Source organism: Bradyrhizobium sp. Unk1 (genome assembly GCF_059512345.1).
This window is the reverse complement of the sequence record NZ_JCAMOP010000035.1, coordinates 16,249-42,786: the sequence shown is the minus strand read 5'-3', so window position 1 is coordinate 42,786 and position 26,538 is coordinate 16,249. Positions and strand designations below refer to the sequence as shown.

The window sequence follows — 26,538 nt, the reverse complement described above, 5'->3', positions numbered from 1 at the left end:
TGGCGAAGGCGGGGCGAGGGAGCTCTCTCACGCCGTAATCTTGACCGGCAAGGTTTCAAGACCCTTTACGAAACTCGAATAGACCCGTTTGGGTTCGCCGACCACGTCGATATGGTCGAAGCGCTTGAGGATCTCTTCCCAGATAATCTTGAGCTGAAGTTCGGCAAGCCGCAAGCCGACGCAACGGTGAATGCCGAAGCCGAAGGAGAGGTGCGTGCGTGGGCGGGCGCGGTCGATGATGAAATCGTAGGGCTTTTCGATCGCTTCCTCGTCGCGGTTGCCCGAGACGTACCACATCACGACCTTGTCACCTTGCTTGATCTGCTTGCCGCGGAACTCGAAGTCGGTAAGCGCGGTGCGCCGCATATGCGCCAGCGGCGTCTGCCAGCGGATCACCTCTGGCACGAAACTGTCGAGCAGGCCGGGGTTCGCGCGCAGCTTGCGATACTGCTCCGGATGCTGGCTCAGCGCGTAGATCGATCCCGACATCGTGTTGCGGGTGGTGTCGTTGCCGCCGACGATCAAAAGGATGAGATTGCCGAGGAAGTTTTTGGCATCCATGTCGCGCGTCGCGGCGCCATGCGCCATCATCGAGAGCAGGTCGCTCTTCGGCGGCTGCTCGATACGCTCCTTCCACAGCCGCGCGAAATAGCCCGCGCATTCCGTCAGCTCGGCCTGCCGTTCGTCTTCGGTGGCGACGAGGCCGTCCGGCCCGGGAATGGTGGTGGCGATATCGGACCAGCGCGTCAGCTTGCGGCGGTCCTCCCAGGGAAAGTCGAACAGCACCGCGAGCATCTGCGTGGTGAGCTCGATCGAGACCTTGTCGACCCAGTCGAACACCTCGCCGCGCGGCAGATTGTCGAGGCACTCGGCGGAGCGCTCGCGGATGCTGAGCGCGAGATTGTCCAGATGCGTCGGTGTGAACATCGGCGCCACGGTCTTGCGCTGCGCCGCGTGGCGCGGCGGATCCATCGAGATGAAACTCTCGCGGCGCAGGTCCGGGTCGATGTCGCGGATAGTGATGCCGCCGAGCGCGGAGGCCGAGGAGAACACCGAGTGGTTGGTCTCGATCTCCATGATGTCGTTGTAGCGCGTCACCGACCAGTACGGCCCGAACATCGAATCCTTGCAATAGTGCACGGGATCTTCGCGGCGCAGACGATCGAAATACGGCCAGAACGTATCGGTCCTGAACAATTCGGGATCGCCCGGATCGAACTGCTCCAGCGGCAGTGACGTGGCGCGCGCGCGCAGCTCGTCGAGCTTCGCCGCGCTCTCGATGGTCCCATGCATGACCGCTCTCCCTGACATGAACCGCGCGTTCTCGTTGAATTCTGCGCTGCGGTATTTGATTTGCAATTACAGCCGGTTGTCTGCGTCGGAGCAAGGGAGAGTTTTGCCACAGCCAACCTTTGCGAGAGGTGGCTAGATGCGTAGCCCGGATGGAGCGGAGCGAAATCCGGGATTCGGGCCGCCATTGGCGCTGTCCCGGATTACGCTCCGCTCCATCCGGGCTACGGATCAGCAACCGTCACGCAGATGTGTCAACGTGATCTCCCGCACCCCGCGCCTGCGGAATCATCCGAGAAATCGAGGTAAATCGAACCCAGCCATCTTGGGGATCGACCAATCTCTGATCTATAGTTTGACCGTACCAGGTCCGCACCCCGAGGTTGCCGCCGTGAACGACATGCAATGGGCCCCCATCGGCTCCGAACCCTTACCGCCGCCGCTGCCGCCCACGCGGGTCGATTTCACCGGCAACCGCTCCGAGTTCCGCAAAATGGTCACCAAGGGTGCCATGCTTGAGCTCGTCACCTTCGGCTTCTACCGGTTCTGGCTGGTCACCGACATCCGCCGTCATTTGTGGACGAACACCGCGGTCGACGGCGATGCGGCCGAATACACCGGCCGGGCCAAGGAGCTGCTGATCGGCTTCCTGTTCGCGCTCGCGATCCTGGTGCCGATCTACCTCGCTTATTTTCTCATCGGCATCGAGTTCGAGCGCTGGCAGGGCTTTGCCTCGACGCCGCTGTTCATCAGCTTCTATGCCTTCGGCCAGTTCGCGATTTTTCGCGCGCGGCGCTATCGCCTGACGCGCACAGTCTGGCGCGGCGTCCGGTTCTGGATGGACGGCTCGGGCTGGGCTTATTCGTTCCGCGCCATGGCGTGGGGGCTGCTGGTGTTCCTCACCCTCGGCCTGGCGCTGCCCTGGCGCGAGGCGTCGCTCGAACGCTACAAGATGCGGCACACTCATTACGGCGATCTCCCCGGCGATTTCGAAGGCGACGGCTGGACCTTCTTCAAGCGCGGCTGGTGGCTGTGGCTCTTGAGCCCGATCGCGCTCGTGATCTTCCCGCTCGCCCCGTTCTTCTATGCCGAGTTCAAGGCGCGTGAATGGCGCTGGTGGCTCGACGGCATCCGCATCGGCGGCGTCAGCCTGTCCTCGGAGTTGCCGCATAACGCGTTCTACGGCCTGTACTGGAAAGTGATCGGCTGGTGGATGCTGCTTTCGACCATTTTCGCCGCCTATATGGGCGGTGGCGCCTTCCTCGTCGTCCAGCTGAGTGGCGTTCCGGCTGATCAGGTCTTCGGCCCCGGAAATGCGGGCAAGAGCATCCCGATGCTGGTCATGATGGTCATCGGCTATTTCGCCGTGGCGCTTGCGATCAACATCGTCATGCGTGTCTATCTGCAACGCGATCTCTGGGCCAAGGTGCTGGAAACCGTCGAGGTGCACAACATCGGAGCCGCGGCGGATGTGCGCGGCAGCGGTGAGCTTGCTAGCGCGCTCGGCGAAGGCTTTGCCGATGGGCTCGATGTCGCGGGATTCTGATCTGTGAGTGAGTTGTCCACCGAGGTTCCGGCGCAGTCCGCCAAGCCGACGATCTTCTTCGACGGCGTGTCGAGCCGCAGGCGGGAGGTGTCGCTGGCGCTCGGTGATGCGCTCGATATCGTCGAGGAGGGCGGCGCGCCGGTTCGCTGGGCCTATGCCGACATTCGCCGCGCCGACAGTCCGGCCGGGATATTACGCCTGGCCTCGACATCCGCGCCGCCGCTGGCGCGGCTTGAAATTCGCGACGCCGCGCTCGCCGCGGACGTGACCGCCCGCTGCATGCGTCTCGACGAGCACCAGACCTCGCGTCGCGGTGTCGCAAAGATCGTCGGCTGGTCGGTGGCCGCCGCCGTCTCCATCGTTTGCGTCGTGCTGTTCGGTGTGCCGCTCGCTGCCGACCGGCTCGCGCCGCTGGTGCCCAAGCCGATCGAACGGCGCATCGGCGACGCCTCCGAAGTCCAGGTGAAAACCATCTTCGGCCGCAAGGCGTGCGAAGACCCCGCGGGCAAGGCCGCGTTCACAAAACTGGTCAACCGTCTGCGCGATGCCGCCGGCCTCGACGACGATTCCATGACGGCCGGCGTGCTGCCGACCTCGGTGCCGAATGCATTCGCGCTGCCCGGCGGCAAGGTGTACGTGCTGAGGGGCTTGGTCGACAAGGCCGAAAACCCCGACGAGCTCGCCGGCATCCTTGCCCATGAGCTCGGCCATCTCAAGCATTACGACAACATGCGCGGGCTGATCTACAACGGCGGCACCTCGTTCCTGATCGGCCTGTTGTTCGGCGACGTCACCGGCTCGAGCGCCGTGATCTTCGCCTCGCGCAGCGTGGTCGAAGCCTCCTATTCGCGCGAGGCCGAGACCGCCGCGGATACGTTCGCGATCGAGATCATGCACAAGCTCGGCCGCTCGCCGAAGCCCGCGGCCGAATTGATGTTCCGCATCACCGGCAAGGAAGGCGGCTCCGGCCTCACCACGATCCTGGCGAGCCACCCGCTCACCGAAGACCGCCTCGCGCGCATGACGAAGGAAGATCGTCCCGCCAGCGGCCCGCCGCTGCTGACGGACAAGGAATGGCAGTCGCTCAAGCTGATTTGCGGCAGCGGGAAGATCTAACCTTTTCGCCTACCGCGTCCCGTAAGCGCGGTCGCCGGCATCGCCGAGGCCCGGCAGGATAAAGCCGTTCTCGTCGAGACCTTCGTCCATCGCAGCCGTCCAGATCGGAACGTCGGGGTGCAGTCCGCGCAGCCGTTCGAGCCCTTCAGGGGCCGCGATCAGGCAGGCGAGGCGGATGTCCCTGGCGCCGCGCTCCTTCAGCCGGTCGATTGCGGCGACGGCGGTGTTGGCGGTGGCGACCACCGGGGTCACCACGATCGCCAGGCGCTCGCTGAGGTCGGACGGCGATTTGAAGAAATATTCGACAGCGGCAAAACTGTGCGGCTCGCGGTAGATGCCGATATGGGCGACGCGCGCGGTCGGCACCAGATCCATCATGCCCTCGACGAAGGTCGTGCCGGCGCGCAGCATCGGCACGAACACCAGCTTCTTGCCGGCGATCTTGGCCGAATGCATCGTCGCCAGCGGCGTCTCGATGACGGTATCGGCGAGCGGCAGATCCCGCGTGATCTCGTAGCACAGGAGCATGCCGATCTCCTTGATCAGCTCGCGGAAGGACTTGGTCGAGATGGACTTGTCCCGCACCAGCGTCAGCTTGTGCTGCACCAGCGGATGATCGACGATCGTGACGCCTTCCATATGTTGCTCCTGACCGACGAGGCGGCGCTTCTTCCTTCTCCCCTTGTGGGAGAAGGTGGCGCGCAACGCGCGCCGGATGAGGGGTTCTCTCCGCGAACTCAAGTGAGAGATGTCTTCGCGGAGACAACCCCTCACCCGGCTTCGCTTTCGCGAAGCCACCCTCTCCCACAGGGGGAGAGGGTTTAAAAAACCGTACCGTCGCTGATCACCTTGAGCGGCGGCGAACCGTCGGGCCGGCGCGCGAAGGCGATGGCGCGGCCGGCAGCCCAGCTGCCACCTTCGAGAATGCTTGCGAGGGGCAAGGTCTCGGGCGTGCGGCCGAGCCTGGCGCGGATGCTGCCCGCAAGCCGGTCGAGCAGCGCGACGGTGAGCGCGCGCCACTCCACGACGAGCAGGGAATCCACCGCATGCGCGCGCTCGGCATCGGCGGGATCGCGCAGGCGCAGCACCTCGTGATCGACGAACAGGCCGCCATTGCGGTACTCGGCAAGCCCGGTGAGGCCGTCGATGTCGGTGACGTCAAAGCCGGCGCGCTGCAGCGGTTCGATCAACGAATAGCTCAGCCATTGCGACAGCTTGTGCAGGGGCACGAGGCCTGCCGTTGCGTCGTCAGCTTTGATGGTCGGATGACGCCAGCAATCACCGAGCGGAATCCCGGCGAGCTCGAGCCGTGACGGCCAGATCGGTCCAAGCTGGTTCAGCACTGCGGACAGGATGGCGGGCGCGGCGACCGCGCCGCCCACAGCCTGCGCCGCGATGTGATCGAACAGGCCGCCTGGCCGCGGCGTATCGTGCAGGCCGAAAATCTCCGCACGCTCAGCAACCAGCTTGCCCAGACGCCGCAGCAGGTCAGTGCGTCCGTCGAGACCGAGCAGCGGATTGGCATCGCTCACCTGAAAGGCGGAGGTGAGGGAGGCGAGCGGTAGTTTCGCCAGCACGTCTGCATCGGCCCTGAACGGTGTACGCGCATCGCCGGAGAACAGGCCGCCTGCAAACATGTCGAGGCTTGCGATGGCGAGCCCCTCCGATCGGCCGATACTTTCGCCGGTCCCGGCGTCGCGATAGCGCCACGTGGCTCCCGCACCTGCGTCGAGCAGCACGCTGACGATGGCGAGGTCGAACTCCGCGCGCGCACGCGCCGCGCGATCCGGCCACGATACTTTGTCGGCAAGGCCCGCCCAGCGATCGACGCCGCCGAGCACGAAATGCCGCCAGCGGGCATGGAAGGGGATGTCCAGCGTCGGATAGGCCTTGCGCGTGACCGCGATCACGGCCTCCGCCACGCCATCCATGCGGTCGAGGTCTATCGTGAAGTGCCGGAGCCCGCCGGCGAGGCCGATCTCGAGCATTTTTGCGGCACGCGCGCGAACCGCTCCTGCGCTGAGCAGGGAGCGGGCCTGTTGTTCCAAAGCCTCCGCCATCGCGCGATCAGTACTTTTCCAGCGAGCGCCCGACCACGCCGTCCACGTCCTTCTCCGGCGCGATGTCGGTGGTGTAGTAGCCGGCGGCCTTCTTCGCGGCGATCTCGACATGGGCGTCGGCCGGGATCAGCTCCAGCGGGATCGGCACGCGCTCGACGATGTCGATGCCTTGCGAGGTCAGCGCGTCGTATTTCATGTCGCTCATCGACAGGAAGCGATCGATGCGCTTCAGGCCGAGCCAGTGGATCGTATCCGGCATCAATTGCTGGAAGCGCGCGTCCTGGACGCCGGCGACGCATTCGGTGCGCTCGAAATAGGCGGCCGCCGCGTCGCCGTCCTCCTGGCGCTTGCGCGCATTGTAGACCAGGAATTTGGTGACCTCGCCGAGCGCGCGGCCTTCCTTGCGGTTGTAGATGACGAGCCCGAGCCCGCCCTCCTGCGCGCCGCGCGCGGATTCCTCGATGCCGTGGATGAGATAGGGCCGACAGGTGCAGATGTCGGAGCCGAACACGTCGGAGCCGTTGCACTCGTCATGCACGCGGCAGGTGATCTTGGTGCGGTGGTCCGGCAGTTTTGTCACATCGCCGAACATGTAGACGGTGGTGCCGCCGATCGGCGGCAGAAACACCTTCATGTCCGGACGCGTGACCAGCTCGGGGAACATGCCGGCGGTCTGCTCGAACAGCGTGCGCCGCAGCTCGGTCTCGCCGGTGCCGAAGCGCGTCGCAAGGCCCGGCAGGTACCAGACCGGATCGATCGCGATCTTCACCACGGAGACGCTGCCATTGGCGTGCACGACCTCGCCGTCGGCGCGCAGCCGTTTTGCGGCCAGCGCCTCGCGGATCTCAGGCAGGTCGAGCCGCGCACGCGTCACCGCGATGCTTGGACGGATATCGACGCCCTCGGCGATGTCCTTGCCGAAATTCTCAGCGACGAGATGCCCCCAGGGATCGAGCGCGACGATCTTGTCGGGATCGCGCCATTGCTCAAATGGCCCGATGGTCGCGGCCGGAAAGGTGTTGGTGAGGTCGGGCCGGCGGATCGGATCGAGCGCGCCGGCGGACACCGCGAGCGCCCGGTACATCGCGTAGGAGCCGCCATGGCTGCCGATCACGTTGCGATCCCCAGCGCGCGATACCGTGCCGATGATCGGCCCCCGGGTGCGCGCGTCGGCTGCGCCCCAGTGAATCGGAAACGCGGCCTTTTTGCCCGGCTCCGGATGGGAGGTAAGGCGGATGTGATCGGTACGGTTCGCGCGGCTCATGTCCAGGCTCCCAAAAAGCCGACGGCCCGCCGCTCGGACGGGCCTGGCTCACTTGCGTTGCCGGTGCCGAACACCGGCGACGCGAGCTCAATCCAACATATTGTAGCGGCTGACGACGACAGACAAGTTAATGGTGCTACGCCGGGCAGGCGACCCTGGCCAAATTGCCGTCACCGACGGGCAGGTCCGGCTCGCCCGAAGGCCGCACTTTCGCTCTGGACGAATCTTGCTATTCGATCCGCGCGATAGGTCTAAGGATTTGAAGTAGTTATATTTTTTATGTTTTCAAGAGGACGGCGTGGTGGCCGTGCGCCGAGACTGGACAAAACGTACATAATCAGACAAAACGTTTAGGTCGCCTCGCCCTGGAGTCCGCCATGCCCGCCGCCAGCTACATCGACCCCCGCAATGGAAAGCTTTACGCGCTGGAGCAGCCGCGCTGGTGCTCGGACGAGCGCACGCCGCTGCTGGTGACGCCGGGGGCAGGGATCTCGCGCGAAGACATCGACAGCCGCACGCGGTCCCTGTGGCGCTACCGGGCGGCGCTGCCGGTGGAGATCAACAGTCCGATCACGCTCGGCGAAGGTTGCACGCCGCTGGTTCAGCAGGACTGGGGCGACCTGCGCCCGTTCTTCAAGCTCGAATGGTTCAACCCGACCGGCAGCTTCAAGGACCGCGGCTCGGCGGTGATGCTGTCGTTCCTGCGCCAGATCGGCGTCGACGCGATCCTCGAAGACTCTTCCGGCAATGGTGGCTCGTCGATGGCCGGGTTGGGTGCTGCCGGCGGCATGCGCGTGAAGATCCTGGCGCCCGCGTCGACGTCGCCGGCCAAGATCGCGCAGGTGCGCGCCTATGGCGCGACGGTGCAGCTCGTCGAGGGCCCGCGCGAGGAGTCGGAAGCCGAGGCCATTCGCCAGTCGAGCCAGACCTTTTACGCCAGCCACAACTGGCAGCCGTTTTTTCTCGAAGGCACAAAATCGCTCGCCTATGAAATCTGGGAGGAGTTTGGTTTCCGCGCGCCCGACAACGTCATCGTTCCGGTCGGTGCCGGCAGCAGCCTCTTGGGGTGCGCCTTCGGTTTCCGTGAGCTGCTCAAGGCCGGCCAGATCGCCAAGCTGCCGCGGCTGTTCGCGGCGCAGCCGCAAAACTGCTCGCCGATCGACGCAAGCTTCAAGGCCGGCGTCGATACGCCCGTCGCGCGCGAGGTGAGCAAGACCATCGCCGAGGGCACCGCGATCAAGAATCCGCTGCGCCTGCGCGAGATCGTCGCTGCCTTGCGCGAGAGCGGCGGTGGCACCGTTGCACTGACCGAGGACGAGATCGTCGCAGCCTTGCGGCGTCTTGCGCGGCAGGGCCTGTTCGCGGAGCCGACCAGCGCCAGCGCGGCCGCCGCATTGGAAAAACTCTCCGCTGCCGGATCGATCAAGGCGAAGGAGACCACGGTCGCGGTGCTCACCGGCACCGGCCTGAAAGCCGCGACCACCGTCGCCGATCTCGTGCAATAAGGTCAGGCGATGAGCCGCAGCAAGACCGCCATATCGAGCAAAACCAACGCCGAGCGCAAACTGCTGTTCGATCAGCTGCAGCAGATCGCGCAAGGGCTGGGCGAGACCTTCGCGCCGTTCTGCGAGGTCGTGCTGCACGATCTCACTGATCCCCGGCAGGCGATCGTCGCGATTCACAACAACCTCTCGGGCCGCAAGGTCGGCCAGGGCGCGACCGAGCTTGGCCTCGCACGCATTGCCGACCCCGACTATGCGCAGGTGATTTCGAACTACGCCAACAGCTTCGCCGACGGAAGGCAGGCCAAGAGCACCTCCATCGGTATCAAGGGGGCGGACGGTTCTTACGTTGCTGCGCTCTGCCTCAACGTCGACCTGACGCTGTTCCAGGGCTTGCAGAGCGCCATCGGCCAGTTCGTCAGCGTCGATGCGAACAACAGCCCGCGCGAGCAGCTCATCCCCGTGGGCGCGGACGCCATCCGCGCTCATATCGACCAGTTCGCCGCGCGCCGCGCCACCACGCCCCGCGCGCTCACCACCGAAGATCGCCGCGCACTGCTGCACGAATTGCGGGACGCCGGCTGCATGCAGGTACGTCGATCCTCGGACATCATCGCGGCCCATCTCGGGGTGTCGCGTGCCACGGTGTATGCCGATGCCCGCTAATCTGTTGGACCTCGAAACGCCCTGTCTGCTGCTCGACGAGCAGCGGCTCCGCGCCAATGTCGCGCGGATGAAGGCGCATCTCGCGCCTCTCGGCGTGGCCTTCCGCCCGCATCTGAAGACCGCAAAATCGCTCGACGTCGCCCGCATCGCGATGACCTCGGCCGCTGGGCCGGCAACGGTCTCGACGCTGCGCGAGGCCGAATATTTCGCGGCCGGCGGCGTGCGCGACATGATCTACGCCGTCGGCATCGCACCCGCGAAGCTCGATCGCGTCTCCGCCATCCGCGCCACCGGCGCCGATCTCGCCGTGATCCTCGATAGCATCGAACAAGCTGACGCCGTCGCCGCACATACCGCGAGCACCGGCGACGCGGTTCCGGCGCTGGTCGAGGTTGACGCGGACGGCCATCGCTCCGGCGTCGCTCCGACCGACGCGGCAACGCTGGTCGCCATCGGCAGGCGTCTGGTCGCAGGTGGCGCGACCTTGCGCGGCGTGTTGCTGCACGCTGGCGACAGCTACGCACTGAACGATCCCGCAGCCATCGCGGATGCGGCAGAAGCGGAACGCATCGCCGCCGTGACTGCGGCGAACGCCTTGCGCAGCGCAGGTCTGCCTTGTCCCGTCGTCAGCGTCGGCGCGACACCGACCGCGCGTTATGTGCGCGACCTGACAGGCATTACCGAGGTGCGCGCCGGCGTCTTCATGTTCGGCGACCTCTATCAGGCCGGCGTCAGCTCGGTGGCAATGGACGATCTCGTGCTCTCCGTGCTTGCCACCGTCATCGGCCACCAGACGGCAAAAGGCTGGATCATCGCTGATGCCGGCTGGATGGCGCTGTCGCGCGACCGCAGCACGGCGAAACAGGCGCTCGACCAGGGTTATGGCGTGGTCTGCGATCTCGCCGGAAAACCGTACCCGGACCTCATCGTCACCGATGCCAACCAGGAGCACGGCATCATAGCGCTTCGAAAAGGCTCGAATGCCGCGCTGCCCGACCTGCCCATTGGCTCCCGCATCCGCATCCTCACCAACCACGCCTGCGCGACCGGCGCACAATATGATCGCTATCAGGTGCTGGATGGTGAAGGCGGAGTCAGCGCGGTCTGGCCGCGGATCAATGGGTGGTAGGAAGTGCGTCGCGGGGCCTTGCTTACCCTCCCTGGAGGGGGAGGGTCGATCGCGCGCAGCGCGAGCGGGGTGGGGTGATCTCTCCACACGGGCAGCGCTTCGGTGGAGAGACTGTCACCCCACCCCGTCTCACATTTTCGCTTCGCTCAAATGCGAGCCGACCCTCCCCCTCGAGGGGAGGGTAACAGCACCTACTCCTTCAGGTCATTCACGCGCTTCACCCAGGCGCGCACATCGGCGAGCACCTGGGGCAGCACCGCCCTGACCTCCTGCACGGTCATGCCGGCCTTGATGCGGGGATCGTAGAGCAGGTTGAGGATGTACTGGTCGTAGACGTCGAAATAGCCCATCGACACATTGTCGTTGAACATGGTCCACGGCACGCTCGCGGTGTCGTTGATCGGGCCGAGCGATTGCAACAATTCCTCATAGGCGCAGTCGAGGAAGGTGAAATCGCCGTTGTCGACGGTGAGGATCACGTCGGAATGCTCGATCTCGAAATTGTCGTTCTTGCGGAAACCCGACAGGCATTGCGGATCGAGCGAGGTGCGGATCTCGCGCGCCTTCTCCGCGCCGTAGAAGCTGGAAATCGTCCGAAACAGGTCGCGGTCGCGAACCAGCTTCACCCGCACATTCGCGGCCTCGCTGGTGTCGATCATGGCGATGTCGAGATGCTGCACGCGCCTGCCGATGTCGGCCACGACCTTGGCGAGCTGCGTCTTGCGGTCGGCGCGCTCGCTCTCGGCGTAGACGCGCACCGGCCCGTCGAACTTCCGGATGCGGTCGACGCGGCCGGCGAGGTGGTATTCGGCGCCGAACGCCGTCTTCAGGAAGCCTTCGACGATCTCGCCGTCGGTGAAGCTCTTCTTCTCGGCGCGCTGGCGCGAGGCGATCGCGGGCAATTCGCCCGCGACGGCGATGGTAGCGGTGTCAGGGACGAACGCGAAAGTGGCGAGCGCCAGCAGGGCGATGCGAAAGCCTGACGAAGGCGGGGCCAATGCGCTCATTGCGTCCCGACGCTGCCGTATTCGGAAGCGACGCACAAGACCGCATATTCACGCGCCCTGCGGGTTCCCGCAGTTCGCCGGCGGCTAGTTGTTGAGCACGACCACCTTGGTGCCGACCGAGACGCGGCTGTAGAGATCGCTGACGTCCTCGTTGGTCATGCGGAAGCAGCCCGAGGACACGGCCTGGCCGATCGTCTCCGGCTCGTTGGAGCCGTGGATGCGGTACAGCGTCGAGCCCAGATACATCGCGCGCGCGCCGAGCGGATTCTCGATGCCGCCCTTCATGTGGCGCGGCAGGTCGGGCCGGCGGGCCAGCATCTGCGACGGCGGCGTCCAGTCCGGCCATTCCTTCTTGGCGGTGATTTTGTGCACCCCGCCCCAGCGGAAGCCGTCGCGGCCGACGCCGATGCCATAGCGCAGCGCCTGGCCGTTCTGGAGTACCAGATAGAGGCGGCGCTCGCTGGTGTTCACCACGACCGTGCCGGGTGCGTAATTGCCGTTATAGTAGACCGTGGTGCGGGGGATCGGGCTCGAGCCGCCGCGGAAGAAGCTCGGGCCGAAGCCCATGATGTCACGCGAGTCGAACCCCTCGGCGAATGCGCCGCCGGCGGCGGTCGACAGCAATGCGATGGCGGCAATCGGTGCGGCAAAAAACCGGATCATTGTTTCCCCCCAGCAAAAAATCGATCAACTGAACTTACAGGCCATATTTGCGGGCTTTTCGCAAGCCACGGCCCCGTGAGGCAGGTCCTTTACAAATACACCATACTTAATGATTGGCGTTACCAAATCGGCAACCGCGCCAATTTGCCGGAAAGCGTTAGAGCGTTTTCAAGCGAAGTGGATACCGGTTCGCATCAAGAAAACGCGTCAAAACAAGAATCTAATGCCCGTTCCAATTCCATCGGAACGGGGCATTAGCCAAACCGGCGCATCGTCGCGCGGGGCAGGGCCGCGATGCCGGCTATTGCTTTGACGAGACGAGCGAACAATGATTGATCGGACGGATTATTGGACATTGCCGGTCGCGGGAGCTGAAGAATGAACGGTGCGGAAAGCCTGGTGCGGACGATGGTCAAGGGTGGGGTGGACGTCTGCTTCACCAATCCGGGCACCTCCGAGATGCATTTTGTCGCGGCGCTCGACCGCGTGCCGGGCATGCGCTGCGTGCTCGGCCTGTTCGAAGGCGTGGTGACCGGCGCCGCCGACGGCTATTTCCGCATGAAGGGCACGCCGGCCTCGACGCTGCTGCATCTCGGCCCCGGCCTCGCCAACGGCCTTGCCAATCTGCACAACGCCAAGAAGGCGAATTCCGGCATCGTCAACATCGTCGGCCAGCACGCGGTGTACCACATCGGCTACAACGCGCCGCTGACCTCCGACATCGAGGGCCTGGCCCGGCCGATGTCGTCCTGGGTCCGCACCTCGCCGGATTCCAAATCGGTCGCCGCCGACGGCGCCGCCGCGATCGCCGCCGCCAAAAGCGCGCCGCCGCAGATCGCGACCCTGATCCTGCCCGCCGACACCGCCTGGAACGAGGCCGACGGCATCGCCGAGGTGCCGGCCGAGCAGCAGCGCGCGAGCTATTCGCCGCAGGCGGTCGAGCAGGCCGCAAAAATCCTGCACGGCGACGGCGAGCGCACGCTGCTGCTGATGACCGGCAGCGCGCTGAGCGAAAAGGGCCTGGCGCTGGCCGAGCGCATCGCCGGCAAGACCGGCTGCACCGTGATGGGGCCGACCTTCCGCCCGAAGATGGCGCGCGGCCGCGGCCGCTTCTCGATCGACCGCATCCATTACGTGATCGAGAACGCGCTGCCGATGCTGGAGAAGTTCCGCCACATCGTGCTGATCGAGTCCGATGATCCCGTGGCGTTCTTCGCCTATCCGAACAAGCCGAGCATGCTCAAGCCCGAGGGCTGCGAGGTGCACCGCATGACCACCTGGGGCGAGAATTCGGTCGCGGCACTCGAAGCGCTGGCCGGCGCGGTGAGGGCGAGCGCGAAGGACGTCAAGCCGCAGGCCTTGGCTGAGCTGGTGCAGCCGACCGGCGCGCTGACCTTCGCCTCGATCGCGCAGGCGATCGCATGCGCCATCCCCGAGAACGCGATCATGGTCGACGAATCGCTGACCACCGGCCGCGGCTTCTTCCCGCCGACGGCGGCGGCCGCTCCGCACGACTGGCTCCAGAACATGGGCGGCTCGATCGGCTTCTCCACGCCGCTGTCGATCGGCGCCGCGATCGCCTGTCCGGATCGCAAGGTGATCACCATGGTCGGCGACGGCAGCGCGATGTACACGATCCAGTCGCTGTGGACGCAGGCCCGCGAGAACCTCAACATCGTCACCATCGTGTTCGCCAACCGCATCTACCAGATCCTGCGCGGCGAGTTCGACAATGTCGGCGCCGGCGAGCCCGGCCAGCGCGCCAACGACATGCTGCGGCTCGACCGTCCGACGCTGGATTTCGTCGGGCTGGCGAAGGGCATGGGCGTCCCCGGCCGCGCGGTCACCAATGCCGAAGAGTTCAACAAGGCTCTCGCCGAAGCCGTCGCCGAGCCCGGGCCGCGGCTGATCGAAGTCCAGATGTAGGGCGCAGCATCAGGCAGCGCCGAGGGCCGGGGGGCACGATGCAGACCGAGCTGAACAAGGTGATCGCGGCGCTCCGGGACCTCTACGCCCACGAAGGCTTCTTGTTCGAGAAGGACGTCGGCGAGCGGGCGGTGACGCACCGCTTCGCCGTCTATCTGGAGCGGCAATTCGCCGGCTGGTCAGTCGATTGCAACTACGATCGCCTCGGCGAGCGCACGCTGCACCTGCCGCACGGCACCATCGTCTCCACCGACGATCATCTGGGAAAGTCGATCTACCCCGACGTCGTCGTCCATCAGCGCGAGATCCCGAACAATCTGCTCGCCGTCGAGATCCGCAAGGCGAGCAATCACACCTCGCTCGAGCACGACCAGCACAAGCTGATGGCGCTGACCGACGCCCATGTCTGGTTCGCCTACTGGATCGGCGTGCTGCTGGTGCTGGACAGACACCATGTGACGATTTCGGAGGTCTATGTCAGCGGCGTCGTGGAAGACTCGCTGTCGCGCTGGTTCGCAACGCGCCTCGCCGAGACCGACCTCGGGGCTGCGCATTAGGGCGTGTGCTCATCAACGTTAGATTTCGGAGACAAAGCGGAAGTCATCTCGCTCCGCCAATATCGACTGCTTATCACCCATAGCTGACGCTGACGTGCCCGAAGCGCCCAGCAAGAGGTGTCTTCAATGCGTCAGCACTTCTAACTGAACTAAAGCGAGCAGCTCCGTCGAAGTCCCTTGATCTGGCGCAATGCCCTCCAACAGCGACCATGCATTCATTCTATGGGGCAGGCTTAGTGGATAGTGGAGAACGTCCATGAAGCAGATGAGTCTGAGCAAAGTTGCAATTGCAACCTCGGCCTTCGTGTGCGCGACGTTGTTCTCGTTCAGCTGGTCTGAACAGCGCGGTGTCTCGCTGTCAGTTGAGAGCGCGCAGGCGCGGATTGGTCGCCCATTGACACCCCTTAGCGGTGCCGGCGTTGCGCGTCGCCATTACCGGCGGGCTGCGTACGGCTACGGTGCTGGTGTGGTCGGTGCTGGCTTGGCGGCCGGCGCGATTGGGACGGGCGCGATAGCGGCCACCTCACCTTTTGGGTACTATCGTGGCGGCCCTCATGTAGACACCGGGTGGGGCGCCCCTAGCAATTATTATGGCAGTTATTACGCCAGTCCTGGCTACTACGACGGCTACGCCAATCGCAGCTACGTCACTGGGCGGCCAACGCTGTTTCCGCGCTACTACGGCAGCAGCTATGCAGCTGGCGGCTCCCCTGCCGGCTATTACGACGGGTACGCCAACCGCAGTTACGTCACCGGACGGCCAACGCTAATTCCGCGCTACTACGGCGACGCCTATGCCGCTGGCGGCTACCCTGCCGACTATTACGGCGGCTACGCCAACCGCAGTTACGTCACCGGACGACCGACGCTGATTCCACGCTACTACGGCGGCTGGAACTGGTGAAACGAAGGCTTTTGCGTTCGGAAGTGGTCAACTACCAAGCGGATGGCCTTGACGTCTCACCTGCGTCGGGGCGGTCGCGCCTTGACAGGTCAAGCAATTTGAATCGCTTGATTTGGATCAAGTACGAAGACCTGGAAATCTCGCATGCAGAACCCGCAGCTATCACTATTGGCGAGGACAATCTCATGAAAAAGATGAGCATGTTTGGCGCAATTTTGGTGGGAGCGACGATATTGTGCGCCGCCCCGATTTCGGTTCAGTGGTCGCAAGAGAAGGGGTTGTCCGTATCGTCGGACAATGCTTACGCCCGAGTAGGAAGACCGGCAACTGCAACGAGCGTCGCTGGCGTTGCGCGGAGAACGGATCGACGGGCGGTGCGCCGCTGCGCAACGGGAGTTACCTGCTAAAGGTGATGTCAGCTTGTGACTCCAACCGGCCGACCCGGTATGTCCGCTAGAGTCCACTCTTTGGAGTGAAGTGGGCTCGATATACTCAACCAGGGTCAACCAGGGTTCCTCTGATGTTGACCCTAAGCGGGCATTACCTGACGCCGCCAAGGTCGTAACCCCTCCTTCGCTTCACCGCTCCAGGCATGGAAGCTGCGAAGCCTTGCGCCGGATCAAAGGTGATTTTCTGGACCTGCGGAGCTCGCGAAGCGGGAACGTCTATTTGCAGGGGACTGAAAATGAAGATTGCATTCTTATCGCTGGCCCTAGTGGGCCAACCGGTCCCGATACCGGTCGCTGATAAGGTTCCGGTGCTGAATGTGGAGGCGCTGTGCAAGGCAACAGTAGAGAATGCCAAAGCACTGGGACTGACCGCCGTTCAGATTTTCTCGGACTGCATGAAAGACGAAAAGCAGGCGCAACAACAAATAAGCACTTTGTGGGCCACCAGTCCCAGTGATGTTCGCAATCGTTGCGAGGGCCCTGCGTCGATAGAGATGCAAAGTTACGTCGAACTGCTCACGTGCTTACAGGCCGCATTTGTCTCAGCCCACCCCGAGCTCGTCCCTCCAAGGCGATCAAGCAAGGACCGTAATAAACAGTAGGTGGATGAAGGTCTGTTATCTTGGAAAGGCCGAGTCCGGTTGTGGCCCAAGGCCGACATGATGCATGTCGTTTCCAATGTCGCCTTCCAAGAGAAGACCGGACGCGACTGGTGAGTACAAAGCCGCCCGCGTGACGCGAGCGGCCCTGCATCATCTTCCGTCGCAGGCTCAGTGCAGCGGATCGCCCTGGCCGAGCGCGTAGGCGACGAGGTCCTTCAGCGCGAAGCCAGAGCCGGTCACCGGCGTCCATTGCGGGTCGAGCGACAGCACGGAGGAATTGTCGCCGAACATCATGCCGAGGAAGACCTCGGCAACGATGCGACCGCCGACGGGGCCGAGCTGCGGCGTGTTGATTCCGGTCGTTGGCGCGCCGGTGGCCGGGATCGTCACCGCGGTCTGGAATTGCCGCGCCTCGGCCAGGATGTAGGTCCAGAGCGGGCAATTGCCGGCAAACACGCCACTCGCAATGGTCGCGATCCCGGTTTGCGGATCGCCCGCGCCGGGCTCGTCGACGGCCTTGCCGATGATGATCTGATCGTCCGTCAGCGGCGTCAGGTTCATCGCCCTGGCGACGGCCTGGCCTGAGGGCAGGCCGAGCCGCCAGCTGCGCTCGAGATTGCGCAGCGCCAGCGACGACGGATTGGACGCGACCTCCGGCGGCAGCTTGCGCAGCGGGTCGACCAGCGAGGCGTCGATGCGATAGGCGAACTGCAGCCGCCGCTTATTGTCGGGATTGGTGTCGTCGTCCTCGACACCGTAAGGGCGCGTGTCCAGATCGATGAAGCGGCCCCAGTCCATGGCGCGTCCCGGGCCCATGGCGCGGAAGCCGGTCAGCGCGTTCTTGTCGGGATTGTGGGGATCGGGGAAAATCTGCAACAGCATGTTGTCCGCATCGTTCAGCCGATAGCCGGGGCGGATCATGGAATGGCCGAGACGGTAGGCCGCAACCGAGAATTCGACCGGCATGAACGGATAGGTCTTCCAGTGATAGTGGGCGAGCTTGCTGCGGTCGTACTGGCCCGCGGTCCTCAGCTCGTCCAGCACGCTGGCGTGGACGATGCGCGGCAGGAAGTCGTTCAGCACCACGTATTGATAATGGAAGCGGACGCGCTGCTGCACGTCCTCGAACGACAGGTTGTCATTGTCGTCGACCATGCGGTTGTGAAAGCGCAGCATCAAGGCCTGGAACTGCGAGACGATGCTGTTCTCGTCGTTGCGGGGATCACCGATCAGGGCGCGGCCCTTGAAGCGCGGCAGGTCGCTGGCATCGGGCACGCCCGCGCCGGTCAGCTTCTCGCCGAGGCGGAACTTGATCCCGTCATACATGTAGGGCTGATCGTTCGGACCGCGGCCGTAGAGATTGTCCAGATCGAGCGACGGCGTGCGGAAGTCGACGAGCCCGTCGGGGTCCTGCTGCTTGGTCAGCGAGCTGACCGGATCGAAGGTGATGTCGTGGTCGATGAACTGGCCGAAATAAGTGTAGAGCGCGGGAATGCCGCTCTCCTCTGCGTCCGGCCCGTCCTTCGGAGCATCAAAGTCGGCGACCATCTTGTCGGCCAGCGCCGAAAGGTTCGCGACATTGTCGGCGTCGTTCGGACCGAATTTCGCCGGCCTGAGCTTGCGGAACATGCGTCCGAAGCGGCCCTGGGAAAGCGGCGAACGCGTTGCGTTCAGACCGCGCGGAACAATGCTGTGGCGGCTGCTCATTGAAAACACCTCCCTGAAAAGTCACGACGTGCAACGAATAAAGCTAAAGTTGTTCGCAACAGAATATGCAGGTCACGCTAGATCAGGCGATTGGGTGCCACAAGCGATCTGCTTCACACAGCGCGCGACATCGATGTTGTTCCGGGAGGGAGCGTTGCGAACAAGCTGCGGCCGCGCTTTGCAAATTTTTCCCGGAGCGATGACGGATAACATTCTCGTCATCGGCATGCGCAAAGCGGCTTCGCGCAAATGAGTTCGCCGGACTGTCGTCGAAGTGGATCGTCTTCACGCAATAAGTGTGGCGGCGTGCGCGTCATGCGCGCACGCCGCGATGTCGTCAGTAGGCATACTGCTGCGAGAACGCGTAGCGCGGATTGATGCCGCAATAGGCCGACGTGCCGGAGGCGGTGGCGAGGCACTGCTGATAGCTCGCGAACTGGCAGTTGCCGGGATAACCCCACATGCGTCCCTGCAGGCAATATCGATCGTTTGCAGGATGTGCCTGGGCGGCCGGGGATGCTACGGCGACCAGGGCGGCGAACGATGCGAGAGTGAGGATGATGCGACGCATTTCAATCTCCTTCGAGAGCGAGTGGACGGGAACGTCAGCGAGCCGGGCTCGTCTGAGGCATGTCATGCCTATCTTGGTGTCGGCGGAATGCCGTGCGTTCGCGACATGGCACATCATGACGCAGCCGGCGGCCAGCAATGTGATCTACGCCACAGTTCGCGGTGGGGGTCCGGGCCTATCGTGAGAAGACTTGCGCGCGTCGATCCTGGAAAACTAGGCTTGTCTGATCCGGATCAGGTATTTTGCGGATCAGGTATTTTGGAGGTTCTAATGCAAAGGTCATACTTGCTGGCTGCGACAGCAGCGCTGGCGCTTCTCATGCAAACTCCGCTCGCGCTGGCCCAGAGTGCGCCGGCCGCCAGTGGAACCGCAGCGCCTGCCGCGACAACCACTGCGCCGGCAACGACGACGACAACGCCGGCCGCGACCGGCGACACCTCCAGCCAGCCGGCCGACTCCAAGAAGAGCGCATCGAAGAAGCCGGCGAAGAAGAAGATGACGCGGCAGCAGGAAATCGATCATTCGGTCGACAGCGGCACCGTGCCCGCGCGCTACCGCAGCTCTGTGCCCAAGCAGTACCAACGGTACATTCCGTTCGATAAGCAGTGACGGATCTCACGGCGGCGCGACGTGATCCGACGTCGGGCCGCCGGTGCCATCGTGTGACGGCCTTGTCGTAACGGCCTTAACCAAGCGGAATCCGGCCATACATCCCCAGTGGCGGTCTGCGAGAGCGGTGCTAGAGTAGGCCGAAGCCCCGGGGGGAGAAATGAGCGACGACGTGAAGGATGCTGGCCTTGTGGCCATGATCAGCAGCATCCTGGGAGGCAACAAGCGCGCAGACAGCAGTGCTCCGCCGCCGCTCACCGAGATTCCGCCGACAGCGCCGACGAACGGGTTCGACCTGGTCGAGCCGTCCATCCCCGGTCCTGCACCGGCCGAACCCGACGCTGCGCCCGATGCCGTTCCGGCTGCCGCGAAGCCGGTCGAGCGGCCTGCGAAAATCACGACGACGCCTGATGGCAAGAAGCTGCTTCCTGCCGAGGCGATTGCCGATCTCGTGCTTGGCGAGCTGCGCAAGCTGGAGAATTTTCCGGCGACCGGCGCCTCCGTCACGGTCTACGGTTACAAGCACTGGAACGCGATGATCACCTTCGCGCCGTTCTCGACCACGTTCCAGAACGCGACGCGGTTCCGCCAGGCCGTGCCGGACCTGGTCTTCAAGCTGCGCCGTTTCGTCGAACTTGAGATATAGTCCGGGACAATCACCGGCGGCTGTTCGGCGCGATTCCCGCTGCGGGGCGCGGCGCGAGCGGGTGTCCGAAACAGTTCGACAGGATTTTGAATTGAGCGTCGCCTTTACCAAGGAAGAAAGCGCCGAAACCGCGTCCGAGACGCTGCTGCCGGATCGCCCGATCTCGCCGCATCCAAATCTCGTGACGGAAGCAGGCTTGCAGGCGCTCCAGGCGCAGCTTCGCGAGGCGCGCGAGGCCTATGAAGCCGCGCAAGCCATCGAGGACGTCAACGAAAAGCGCCGGCAGTCGGCGGTGCCCTTGCGCGACGCTCGCTATCTGACTGAACGGCTGCGCACGGCGCAGGTCATTCCCCATCCGGCGTCGACCGATGTCGTCGCCTTCGGCAGCACCGTGACCTTCAGCCGCAGCGACGGCCGCGTGCAGACCTATCGCATCGTCGGCGAGGACGAAGCGGATCCAAAGGCCGGATCGATCTCGTTCGTGGCACCGGTTGCGAAGTCGCTGATCGGGAAGGCGGTGGGCGATGTCGTGGGTTCAGGCGCGCAAGAGATCGAGATTCTGTCGATCGCATAGGGATGTGATCCGAGGCCTGAATGGCGGGCGCGTAAGGATCGAATTCCGACAGCACTGGCTCCGGATTGGTTTCGCCAACTTCGAGGCGGCGCTGGGTCAGTTGCGCTGCCGCGACTTAGCTGTTCAGCAAAAACCGCGAACGTCATATAGTGAGGGCTATCAAGACCAATACCAAGACCAATTCATTGCGTGTCAGGCAAAGGGAGGGATCCATGCGGAAGTCCCTGTTCCTCGTCATCGCAGCCGCTCTCGGCCTATCAGGACCGCAGGCTCTGGTCGCGCAAGACGATGTGGATCAGCAGCTCGGCAGCGTTCATTTCCAGACCTCTTGCAACGATGTGGCCCAGCGTCGTTTCGATCGCGGGATGCGCTATCAGCATTCCTACTGGTACGCCAACGCCAAGGAGATCTTCGACGAAGCCATCAAGGCTGACCCGACATGCAGCATGGCCTATTGGGGCATTGCGCTCACCTACATGGACAATCCGCACAATGCGATTCCAAAGCCGAACCTGGCGCCGGGCCTCGCCGCGATCATGAAGGCCAAGGAGATCGGCGCCGCGACGGAGCGCGAACGCGACTACATCGATGCGTTGATGGTGATGTATGCCGATTACGACAAGATCCCTCACGTCCAGCGGATGCGCATGCTGCGTGACGCGCAGGCGCGGGTCGCGGCAAAATATCCGGACGACGACGAAGCCCAGATCGCCTACGCCATCACGCTCAATACGTCGGCGGATCTGAACGACAAGACCTACGCGCAGCAAATCAAGGGTGCGGCGATCCTCGAACCGATCTCCAGGCGGCTGCCGCTGCATCCGGGCGTGACGCATTATCTGATCCATCTCTACGACTATCCGGCGCTGGCGCAGAAAGGGCTCGATGCCGCCAATCGTTACGCCAAGATCGCACCGGCCGCGCCGCACGCCCAGCACATGCCCTCCCACATCTACACACGCGTCGGCTATTGGAAGGAATCGATCGACTCCAACACAGCTTCCGTGAAAGCCGCGATGGCCGAAAAGTCGGTCGGCAACTATCTGCACGCGCAAGACTACATGGTCTATGCTTACCTGCAGCTCGGCCAGGACAAGCAGGCGCGCGCCGTCATCGACGACATGATCAAGGAGACCGACTTCAAGGCGACAGTCGCGGCGGCAGATTACGCGCTGGCGGCTTCGCCGGCGCGTTATGCGATCGACCGTGGCGATTGGGAGGGTGCCTCGCAGCTGCCGGTCAGGCCGAGCAACCTCAATTTTGCGATGGCAGTATCGCACTTCGCCCGGGCGCTCGGCGCGGCACGCTCCGGCAAACCGGAGGCCGCCAAGGCCGACGTCCAGAAGCTGGCGGAATTGCGCGACAAGCTGCAGGACGCCAAAGACAATTATTGGGCCGGAATCGTCGACATCCAGCGTCAGGTCGCCGTCGCCTGGGTGCTTTACGCCGAGGGCAAGTATGACGAGGCGCTCAATGCGATGAGTGCCGCGGCGGATGCGGAGGACAAGACGGAAAAGCACGTGATCACGCCCGGGCCGCTGGCGCCGGCGCGCGAACTTTACGGCTTCATGCTGCTCGATCGCGGCATGGCCAAGGAGGCGCTTGCTGCATTCGAGGCAACCAAGGCGAAAGAGCCGAACCGCCTGCACGCTTTCGCGGGGGCGGCCAAGGCGGCCGAAGCCCTTGGTGACAGGGAAGCGGCACGACAGAACTGTCAGCAGCTCGTGACGCTGACCGCCAGTGCCGATTCGGAACGCCCCGAGGTCGCGGCGGCGAAGCAATACCTCGCCAGCAACTGAGCCGGAACGAGAACGGTGGAATCATGAGAAGGGCAGCCGCCACCGCCGTCGCAGCAATCTCGCTGGGAAGCGCGCTGGCGGCATCGCTTTTGTGGCTCCATGTGCCACGGCATGCCGCCGCGAATTCCGCCACGCCGGTGTGGCAGGAGGTGACCTGGCCGTTCTCGATGGACCAATGGGGCAAGGGAAAGGCGTTCCGCTGCAGGGCTTCCGACTGCGGTGTCGAGGTGATGCTGTACCTGCGCGCCAAGATAGGTTTCTGCAATTGCGCGACGGGCGTCGCCGATGATGATGACCTCGATCGTATGGGCGATACCGTTCTCGTCGGCGAAGTCTCTCCACGCGGTTCCGGCCATCCCATCACGATTGCGTCGATGAAAGGTCGCAGCCGCGCCTACACGCTCAACTCACGTGGTGCTCCCGGCAAAACGCTGGTGTCGGTCGTCTACAACGAGCGTTGCGACATGATCGCGGCGACCGCCGTCATTGGCCACGATCGGCCGGAGACCATCGAACCCCGCGTGATCGAGTTTCTGGGCGGCAGCACGGCGATGCACTGGGCTGAAGTCACACTGGGTCTGTGATTAACTGCGCCTTCCTGATCGGCGGGCGTTTCAATGCGGCGAATGGCCCGCGCAGCTGGGGCGAGGATTGCTATCGACAGGGGCAATGTCATTCGCCTAAAACATCAACCATGCGTTTCCGTCGTCTTGTCCCGATATCGAAGGTCTCCGCCGTGTCCGCGAAACAAAGCGCGGCGGCTGGATGAGACGGTTTCTGTCGGGCGCGTTGCCGTTCTATGCGCTGGCCGGATTGGCCATGTGCATGTACCTCGTGCTGTACAAGACGAACCTGTTCGACTTGAACGCGATCGTCCAGGATGCGACCGGTTCGGCATGGTTTCCGGTCTTCATGTTCGCTTGCGTGCTCCTGGAGTCGGTCTTTCCGTATTTCGGCTATTTTCCCGGAACCGCCCTCATCCTGATGTCCGTGGCGCTCAATCCGAAGCCCGCGGATGTTTCCGTTTTTGTCGTGGCGTGGCTGGCCATCATGGTGGGCGCCGTTCTGAGTTACGGGCAGGCTCGCTTTTTCAGACCGATGTTGCAGCGGGTTGCCTCGAAGGCGGCACTGAACCGATGTGAGTCCCTTCTCGACTCCTACGGTCCTTATGCGCGCGTTGCCTTGTTCATTCATCCCAATGCTTGCGCGATGTATTTTACGGCACTCGGACTTCTCGGCCGGAACCTGACGCGAGAGCTTGCCCATCTTTGCGTGGGGGCGGCGGCTTCCGTGGGCATTCTGTTCGTCGTCGTGACCAGGCTGGTGTCGTCCGCAGGCGCCACCGATGATGGGGAATTGCAGGTTCTGCTGGCGGCAGGCCTGGTCGCCATCGGAACCCTCGTCGGTCTCTACGCGGCCTTGCGGCCGGATCGGGCTGCTTGAAGCTTGATCCGGAACAGCGCGAAGCGGTTTTCCGACCAGAGAGCTCGCTTTGAGCTTGGTCGGTCATGATCCATGTGCGGAAGCACCCAAGTCAGAGCCTGAACCAAGGCAGGGTGAGATAGACGCAAGCGATCATTGAGAGGATGGGAATTACCCACACCCATCCCGACCAGAAGTTTCGCACTGAACGTCCGGGTAACGACGCAGCAACGAGGGCGACGATCAGTGCCCCGAGCGCGGCCGTCGCGGCCCACCCGTACCAGTACATCGCTGGAGCTAGAAATCCCATCGCAGGGTCAGCAACGTCTCGCGAATGATGCGTGCCCGGCAGCACGATGCCGAGCGACGGGAAAACGGTGAAAAGAGCAAGGTCCTTCGCGAGTGCAACCACGTAGAGGAAGCCAAATGTCGTCCCGAACGCGAAGGCAAAGCGGCGGAACGCAGCTGATAACGTCATGCGCCGAAACCCCTGATGTTGTTTACGACGTGGCCAGTTAGGAAGCCCCACCAGATGACAAAGGCGAGGATCGAGGTGAGCATCGTGCGCGTCTGAGCAGGCTCGTCGGCACGCGGCCGTCGCCAGCAAACCCAGTAGGCTGGTAGCAACGCAAAACCGATAGCGGCGAAGTGCTCCTTGAGGTCGAAGAAGCCCAGGGCTGGCCAATGACCGGCGCGCTCTAACTCTGGCCTGATGTCGACGCGAAAATACAGATAGATGATCCCACCAAGCAGGATGGAGATGGCATACAAGACGACGACGGCGTCGGCGAATCGGGCCGATGGCACGGAGCGAAAGCGGCCGAAAAACGAACTGGGGCGCGTTCCCACAGTCGCCCACGTCGCCAAGGTCTGGTGCGTAATCGCGCCAAGCAGTGCAACGGCGACCAAGCCGTGAATAATCAGGAGTACTGTCGCCAGAACCTCACTCCCGGCCTATTGCCCGCTGCTGTCACGTGAAGAGTTCCTCAGTCCCGAATGGCTCCGCCGACCACGGCCGGAAGCGATTGAGGGTGAACTTTGTCTTCTGGCCGGGTTCAACGTCCACCAGCACGTAGTTGTACTCCTCTTGCGGAGGCTGGCCCTTCCAGTAAAGGTCCCGCGGGTAGTCGGCGGGCACCTTGATGCTGGTTCGCCCCGGTAGGATTGGGTCTTGTTCTGCGCCACCGCCGCCCAACATCAGATACTTGACCCCATCTACATCGTAGATTTCCGTGGTGTGGACGTGCCCGTTCAACACGATCACCTCCATGTCCTTGGCATACGATGCAATCACCTTGTGCGGGTTATCGGGAGCGGGGATCGGGCCTAAGCCTGACCGCGCAAACACGGGATAGTGGAAGACGATGAACGTCTTCCGAATGCCATTGGCCTTCGCCTCGTCCATCCACTTTTGAAGCTGGGTCATCTGCTCGGCATATTTTGGCCGATCAGCGTCCCACAGCGACGGCGAACGGTAATCGTACTTGCCACTCCAGAGATAGATGAAGCGGGTGCCCTTGAAGTCGAATTTGTAGATGAGGTTTTCCGGGGTGACGCCGAATTTTTTCAGATACGGCACAGCCGAAAGTACGCCCTCAATCCTTGGGTCGGCCCACACCTCATGATTACCTACACTCATGAAAAAGCGCCCATCCAGACCGGCCGCGCGCATCTCGTCGTCCGGCGCCGGTAGCTTCTTCAACATTGTTTCGTTCACGCGCTTCCAGTATGGGCTGTCACTCACGGTCAAGCCCTGATTGCCCCACCACACGGCGTCACCACTATTGACCACGAATTTGGCGCGACCGGACTGAACGTCCTTGACGATTTCGCGCGTCACCCATTCGCCGCCCTGAAGCCGGAACATGGTTCGATGCACTCCGGGAAGCAGTTTCACGTCTTCAACGGAAGCCTCGGTGACCCAACCTTTATCGACCGTCAGGGTCATCACTTCCGTCTTGGATGCGAACGGCATGACGACCTTGACCAGGTCCTTTGTGACCGGATCGAAGATCATCCTCACATCCTTCGCCACGACGGCCTCGGCGACCTTCTCCGGCATGACCAATCCGAACATCTCGACGAAGAACTTGCTGAGGTCCGGTTGTCCCTCTTTCAACGGGAGGTACATCATCGGTCGGGTATCGCCGACCGCAGCGAATGAAAAGCCGCCCCCAATGGAAACGGGTGCTTGCGCGGTTGTTGTTTGGGCCTGCGCGTTGGCAACGACCGGCATGGAGAATGCTGGGAGCGCCGCAAGTGCGCCTAGAACCAGGCGACGACTGGGCTCGTTAGGCCAAGAGGATTGCATGACGATCACCCCTGATCGAGGAGAGGGAATGAGCCGCCGCATAGGGCGCGCCAAACAGCCCGATTTGCCGGCCGTTTCCCGTAGACCTTCAGCGGTGGGTAAGCTTGATATAGATCAACGCCTTCATCTGCCGTAGCAGCGAGCACGTAGAGCGGCGGCTGGCAGCTATTCTGGCCGCGGACGTTTGCGGGCATCGCAGGTGTGCAGAAATACAGCGG

The 26,538-nt window shown here is 63.5% G+C and carries 26 protein-coding genes; 15 read left to right on the top strand and 11 right to left on the bottom strand.

Going from position 1 to position 26,538, the window contains the following annotated elements; genetic code table 11:
- Nucleotides 1–27: 27 nt before the first annotated feature.
- The gene (locus tag AC5ZFO_RS34620) at nt 28–1,293 is read right to left on the bottom strand and encodes a cytochrome P450 (protein ID WP_282523323.1); all 1,266 of its coding nucleotides are present in this window, start codon (nt 1,291–1,293) and stop codon (nt 28–30) included.
- 388 nt (nt 1,294–1,681) lie between these two features.
- Here AC5ZFO_RS34620 and AC5ZFO_RS34615 point away from each other — a divergent pair, with 388 nt between their 5' ends.
- Both AC5ZFO_RS34615 and AC5ZFO_RS34610 read left to right on the top strand, forming a co-directional pair.
- Nucleotides 1,682–2,836, top strand: coding sequence for a YjgN family protein (locus AC5ZFO_RS34615; protein WP_404979835.1), 1,155 nt, complete (start codon nt 1,682–1,684; stop codon nt 2,834–2,836).
- A gap of 3 nt (nt 2,837–2,839) precedes the next feature.
- On the top strand, nt 2,840–3,952 hold the full coding sequence (locus tag AC5ZFO_RS34610) for a M48 family metallopeptidase (RefSeq protein ID WP_282523324.1): 1,113 nt from the start codon (nt 2,840–2,842) through the stop codon (nt 3,950–3,952).
- A 9-nt stretch (nt 3,953–3,961) separates the two neighbouring features.
- Here AC5ZFO_RS34610 and upp read toward each other — a convergent pair whose 3' ends face one another.
- From upp to AC5ZFO_RS34595, 3 genes are all read right to left on the bottom strand, one after another.
- On the bottom strand, nt 3,962–4,591 hold the full coding sequence (upp, locus tag AC5ZFO_RS34605) for a uracil phosphoribosyltransferase (protein WP_282523325.1): 630 nt from the start codon (nt 4,589–4,591) through the stop codon (nt 3,962–3,964).
- A gap of 182 nt (nt 4,592–4,773) precedes the next feature.
- Nucleotides 4,774–6,012 carry a URC4/urg3 family protein gene (locus AC5ZFO_RS34600; protein ID WP_282523326.1) on the bottom strand — a complete coding sequence of 413 codons (1,239 nt, stop codon included), beginning with the start codon at nt 6,010–6,012 and terminating at the stop codon, nt 4,774–4,776.
- Between the two features lie 7 nt (nt 6,013–6,019).
- On the bottom strand, nt 6,020–7,276 hold the full coding sequence (locus tag AC5ZFO_RS34595) for a GTP cyclohydrolase II (RefSeq protein WP_282523327.1): 1,257 nt from the start codon (nt 7,274–7,276) through the stop codon (nt 6,020–6,022).
- Nucleotides 7,277–7,653: 377 nt separating this feature from the next.
- Between AC5ZFO_RS34595 and AC5ZFO_RS34590 the strand changes: the two genes are divergently transcribed.
- The 3 genes from AC5ZFO_RS34590 to AC5ZFO_RS34580 are packed head-to-tail and all read left to right on the top strand — an operon-like array spanning nt 7,654 to nt 10,573.
- Entirely contained in the window at nt 7,654–8,781 is a 1,128-nt protein-coding gene (locus tag AC5ZFO_RS34590; protein WP_282523328.1) for a threonine synthase, read from the top strand.
- A 9-nt stretch (nt 8,782–8,790) separates the two neighbouring features.
- Nucleotides 8,791–9,444 carry a helix-turn-helix transcriptional regulator gene (locus tag AC5ZFO_RS34585; RefSeq protein WP_282523329.1) on the top strand — a complete coding sequence of 218 codons (654 nt, stop codon included), beginning with the start codon at nt 8,791–8,793 and terminating at the stop codon, nt 9,442–9,444.
- Nucleotides 9,434–10,573 carry an alanine racemase gene (locus tag AC5ZFO_RS34580; protein WP_496123199.1) on the top strand — a complete coding sequence of 380 codons (1,140 nt, stop codon included), beginning with the start codon at nt 9,434–9,436 and terminating at the stop codon, nt 10,571–10,573. The genes AC5ZFO_RS34585 and AC5ZFO_RS34580 overlap by 11 nt, the downstream gene beginning before the upstream one ends.
- Before the next feature lie 191 nt (nt 10,574–10,764).
- Here the strand turns inward: AC5ZFO_RS34580 and AC5ZFO_RS34575 are convergent, their stop codons facing one another.
- Nucleotides 10,765–11,580 carry a DUF2927 domain-containing protein gene (locus tag AC5ZFO_RS34575; protein ID WP_282523331.1) on the bottom strand — a complete coding sequence of 272 codons (816 nt, stop codon included), beginning with the start codon at nt 11,578–11,580 and terminating at the stop codon, nt 10,765–10,767.
- A gap of 84 nt (nt 11,581–11,664) precedes the next feature.
- The gene (locus AC5ZFO_RS34570; RefSeq protein ID WP_282523332.1) at nt 11,665–12,243 is read right to left on the bottom strand and encodes a L,D-transpeptidase; all 579 of its coding nucleotides are present in this window, start codon (nt 12,241–12,243) and stop codon (nt 11,665–11,667) included.
- Nucleotides 12,244–12,621: 378 nt separating this feature from the next.
- On the opposite strand from AC5ZFO_RS34570, the gene AC5ZFO_RS34565 reads away from it, so the two are divergent.
- The 4 genes from AC5ZFO_RS34565 (at nt 12,622) to AC5ZFO_RS34550 (ending at nt 16,681) form a co-directional block, all read left to right on the top strand.
- Nucleotides 12,622–14,169 carry an acetolactate synthase large subunit gene (locus AC5ZFO_RS34565; protein WP_282523333.1) on the top strand — a complete coding sequence of 516 codons (1,548 nt, stop codon included), beginning with the start codon at nt 12,622–12,624 and terminating at the stop codon, nt 14,167–14,169.
- 38 nt (nt 14,170–14,207) lie between these two features.
- A complete protein-coding gene (locus AC5ZFO_RS34560) occupies nt 14,208–14,726 on the top strand; it encodes a hypothetical protein (RefSeq protein ID WP_282523334.1) in 519 nt (172 codons plus the stop codon).
- A 256-nt stretch (nt 14,727–14,982) separates the two neighbouring features.
- Nucleotides 14,983–15,630, top strand: a complete 648-nt coding sequence (locus AC5ZFO_RS34555; RefSeq protein WP_282523335.1) for a hypothetical protein — start codon at nt 14,983–14,985, stop codon at nt 15,628–15,630.
- A 685-nt stretch (nt 15,631–16,315) separates the two neighbouring features.
- Complete coding sequence (locus AC5ZFO_RS34550) at nt 16,316–16,681, top strand: hypothetical protein (RefSeq protein WP_282523336.1); 366 nt, start codon at nt 16,316–16,318, stop codon at nt 16,679–16,681.
- A gap of 168 nt (nt 16,682–16,849) precedes the next feature.
- On the opposite strand, the gene AC5ZFO_RS34545 is transcribed toward AC5ZFO_RS34550, so the two are convergent.
- Nucleotides 16,850–18,388 carry a peroxidase family protein gene (locus AC5ZFO_RS34545; RefSeq protein ID WP_282523337.1) on the bottom strand — a complete coding sequence of 513 codons (1,539 nt, stop codon included), beginning with the start codon at nt 18,386–18,388 and terminating at the stop codon, nt 16,850–16,852.
- Between the two features lie 337 nt (nt 18,389–18,725).
- The gene (locus tag AC5ZFO_RS34540) at nt 18,726–18,959 is read right to left on the bottom strand and encodes a DUF3551 domain-containing protein (protein ID WP_282523338.1); all 234 of its coding nucleotides are present in this window, start codon (nt 18,957–18,959) and stop codon (nt 18,726–18,728) included.
- Nucleotides 18,960–19,229: 270 nt separating this feature from the next.
- Between AC5ZFO_RS34540 and AC5ZFO_RS34535 the strand changes: the two genes are divergently transcribed.
- The 6 genes from AC5ZFO_RS34535 (at nt 19,230) to AC5ZFO_RS34510 (ending at nt 24,030) form a co-directional block, all read left to right on the top strand.
- Nucleotides 19,230–19,568: a hypothetical protein gene (locus AC5ZFO_RS34535; RefSeq protein ID WP_282523367.1), complete on the top strand. Its 339-nt coding sequence runs from the start codon at nt 19,230–19,232 to the stop codon at nt 19,566–19,568.
- A gap of 160 nt (nt 19,569–19,728) precedes the next feature.
- The gene (locus AC5ZFO_RS34530; RefSeq protein WP_282523339.1) at nt 19,729–20,214 is read left to right on the top strand and encodes a hypothetical protein; all 486 of its coding nucleotides are present in this window, start codon (nt 19,729–19,731) and stop codon (nt 20,212–20,214) included.
- A gap of 91 nt (nt 20,215–20,305) precedes the next feature.
- Nucleotides 20,306–20,788 (top strand): transcription elongation factor GreA, encoded by a 483-nt coding sequence (gene greA / locus AC5ZFO_RS34525; protein ID WP_496123197.1) that lies wholly within the window; start codon nt 20,306–20,308, stop codon nt 20,786–20,788.
- Nucleotides 20,789–21,000: 212 nt separating this feature from the next.
- Nucleotides 21,001–22,587 (top strand): tetratricopeptide repeat protein, encoded by a 1,587-nt coding sequence (locus tag AC5ZFO_RS34520; RefSeq protein WP_282523341.1) that lies wholly within the window; start codon nt 21,001–21,003, stop codon nt 22,585–22,587.
- A gap of 149 nt (nt 22,588–22,736) precedes the next feature.
- Nucleotides 22,737–23,171 carry a hypothetical protein gene (locus tag AC5ZFO_RS34515; RefSeq protein ID WP_496123196.1) on the top strand — a complete coding sequence of 145 codons (435 nt, stop codon included), beginning with the start codon at nt 22,737–22,739 and terminating at the stop codon, nt 23,169–23,171.
- Nucleotides 23,172–23,352: 181 nt separating this feature from the next.
- Nucleotides 23,353–24,030, top strand: a complete 678-nt coding sequence (locus tag AC5ZFO_RS34510) for a hypothetical protein (RefSeq protein ID WP_282523343.1) — start codon at nt 23,353–23,355, stop codon at nt 24,028–24,030.
- A 91-nt stretch (nt 24,031–24,121) separates the two neighbouring features.
- Here the strand turns inward: AC5ZFO_RS34510 and AC5ZFO_RS34505 are convergent, their stop codons facing one another.
- The 3 genes from AC5ZFO_RS34505 to AC5ZFO_RS34495 form a co-directional block, all read right to left on the bottom strand.
- Nucleotides 24,122–24,487 carry a hypothetical protein gene (locus AC5ZFO_RS34505; RefSeq protein ID WP_282523344.1) on the bottom strand — a complete coding sequence of 122 codons (366 nt, stop codon included), beginning with the start codon at nt 24,485–24,487 and terminating at the stop codon, nt 24,122–24,124.
- Complete coding sequence (locus AC5ZFO_RS34500) at nt 24,484–24,918, bottom strand: hypothetical protein (protein ID WP_085398740.1); 435 nt, start codon at nt 24,916–24,918, stop codon at nt 24,484–24,486. The genes AC5ZFO_RS34505 and AC5ZFO_RS34500 overlap by 4 nt, the downstream gene beginning before the upstream one ends.
- Before the next feature lie 61 nt (nt 24,919–24,979).
- A complete protein-coding gene (locus AC5ZFO_RS34495) occupies nt 24,980–26,245 on the bottom strand; it encodes a metallophosphoesterase family protein (RefSeq protein WP_496123195.1) in 1,266 nt (421 codons plus the stop codon).
- Nucleotides 26,246–26,538 lie beyond the last annotated feature (293 nt).

Excerpts from the sequence above, each read along its gene's own strand:
- AC5ZFO_RS34575 (WP_282523331.1), bottom strand. The coding sequence starts at position 11,580 with ATGAGCGCATTGGCCCCGCCTTCGTCAGGCTTTCGCATCGCCCTGCTG.
- AC5ZFO_RS34600 (WP_282523326.1), bottom strand. The coding sequence starts at position 6,012 with ATGGCGGAGGCTTTGGAACAACAGGCCCGCTCCCTGCTCAGCGCAGGA.
- AC5ZFO_RS34545 (WP_282523337.1), bottom strand. The coding sequence starts at position 18,388 with ATGAGCAGCCGCCACAGCATTGTTCCGCGCGGTCTGAACGCAACGCGT.
- AC5ZFO_RS34505 (WP_282523344.1), bottom strand. The coding sequence starts at position 24,487 with ATGACGTTATCAGCTGCGTTCCGCCGCTTTGCCTTCGCGTTCGGGACG.
- AC5ZFO_RS34565 (WP_282523333.1), top strand. The coding sequence starts at position 12,622 with ATGAACGGTGCGGAAAGCCTGGTGCGGACGATGGTCAAGGGTGGGGTG.
- AC5ZFO_RS34560 (WP_282523334.1), top strand. The coding sequence starts at position 14,208 with ATGCAGACCGAGCTGAACAAGGTGATCGCGGCGCTCCGGGACCTCTAC.
- AC5ZFO_RS34550 (WP_282523336.1), top strand. The coding sequence starts at position 16,316 with ATGAAGATTGCATTCTTATCGCTGGCCCTAGTGGGCCAACCGGTCCCG.
- AC5ZFO_RS34580 (WP_496123199.1), top strand. The coding sequence starts at position 9,434 with ATGCCCGCTAATCTGTTGGACCTCGAAACGCCCTGTCTGCTGCTCGAC.
- AC5ZFO_RS34555 (WP_282523335.1), top strand. The coding sequence starts at position 14,983 with ATGAAGCAGATGAGTCTGAGCAAAGTTGCAATTGCAACCTCGGCCTTC.
- AC5ZFO_RS34495 (WP_496123195.1), bottom strand. The coding sequence starts at position 26,245 with ATGCCGGTCGTTGCCAACGCGCAGGCCCAAACAACAACCGCGCAAGCA.
- AC5ZFO_RS34620 (WP_282523323.1), bottom strand. The coding sequence starts at position 1,293 with ATGCATGGGACCATCGAGAGCGCGGCGAAGCTCGACGAGCTGCGCGCG.
- AC5ZFO_RS34530 (WP_282523339.1), top strand. The coding sequence starts at position 19,729 with ATGAGCGACGACGTGAAGGATGCTGGCCTTGTGGCCATGATCAGCAGC.
- AC5ZFO_RS34540 (WP_282523338.1), bottom strand. The coding sequence starts at position 18,959 with ATGCGTCGCATCATCCTCACTCTCGCATCGTTCGCCGCCCTGGTCGCC.
- AC5ZFO_RS34590 (WP_282523328.1), top strand. The coding sequence starts at position 7,654 with ATGCCCGCCGCCAGCTACATCGACCCCCGCAATGGAAAGCTTTACGCG.
- AC5ZFO_RS34595 (WP_282523327.1), bottom strand. The coding sequence starts at position 7,276 with ATGAGCCGCGCGAACCGTACCGATCACATCCGCCTTACCTCCCATCCG.
- AC5ZFO_RS34520 (WP_282523341.1), top strand. The coding sequence starts at position 21,001 with ATGCGGAAGTCCCTGTTCCTCGTCATCGCAGCCGCTCTCGGCCTATCA.
- AC5ZFO_RS34510 (WP_282523343.1), top strand. The coding sequence starts at position 23,353 with ATGAGACGGTTTCTGTCGGGCGCGTTGCCGTTCTATGCGCTGGCCGGA.
- AC5ZFO_RS34535 (WP_282523367.1), top strand. The coding sequence starts at position 19,230 with ATGCAAAGGTCATACTTGCTGGCTGCGACAGCAGCGCTGGCGCTTCTC.
- AC5ZFO_RS34585 (WP_282523329.1), top strand. The coding sequence starts at position 8,791 with ATGAGCCGCAGCAAGACCGCCATATCGAGCAAAACCAACGCCGAGCGC.
- upp (WP_282523325.1), bottom strand. The coding sequence starts at position 4,591 with ATGGAAGGCGTCACGATCGTCGATCATCCGCTGGTGCAGCACAAGCTG.
- AC5ZFO_RS34570 (WP_282523332.1), bottom strand. The coding sequence starts at position 12,243 with ATGATCCGGTTTTTTGCCGCACCGATTGCCGCCATCGCATTGCTGTCG.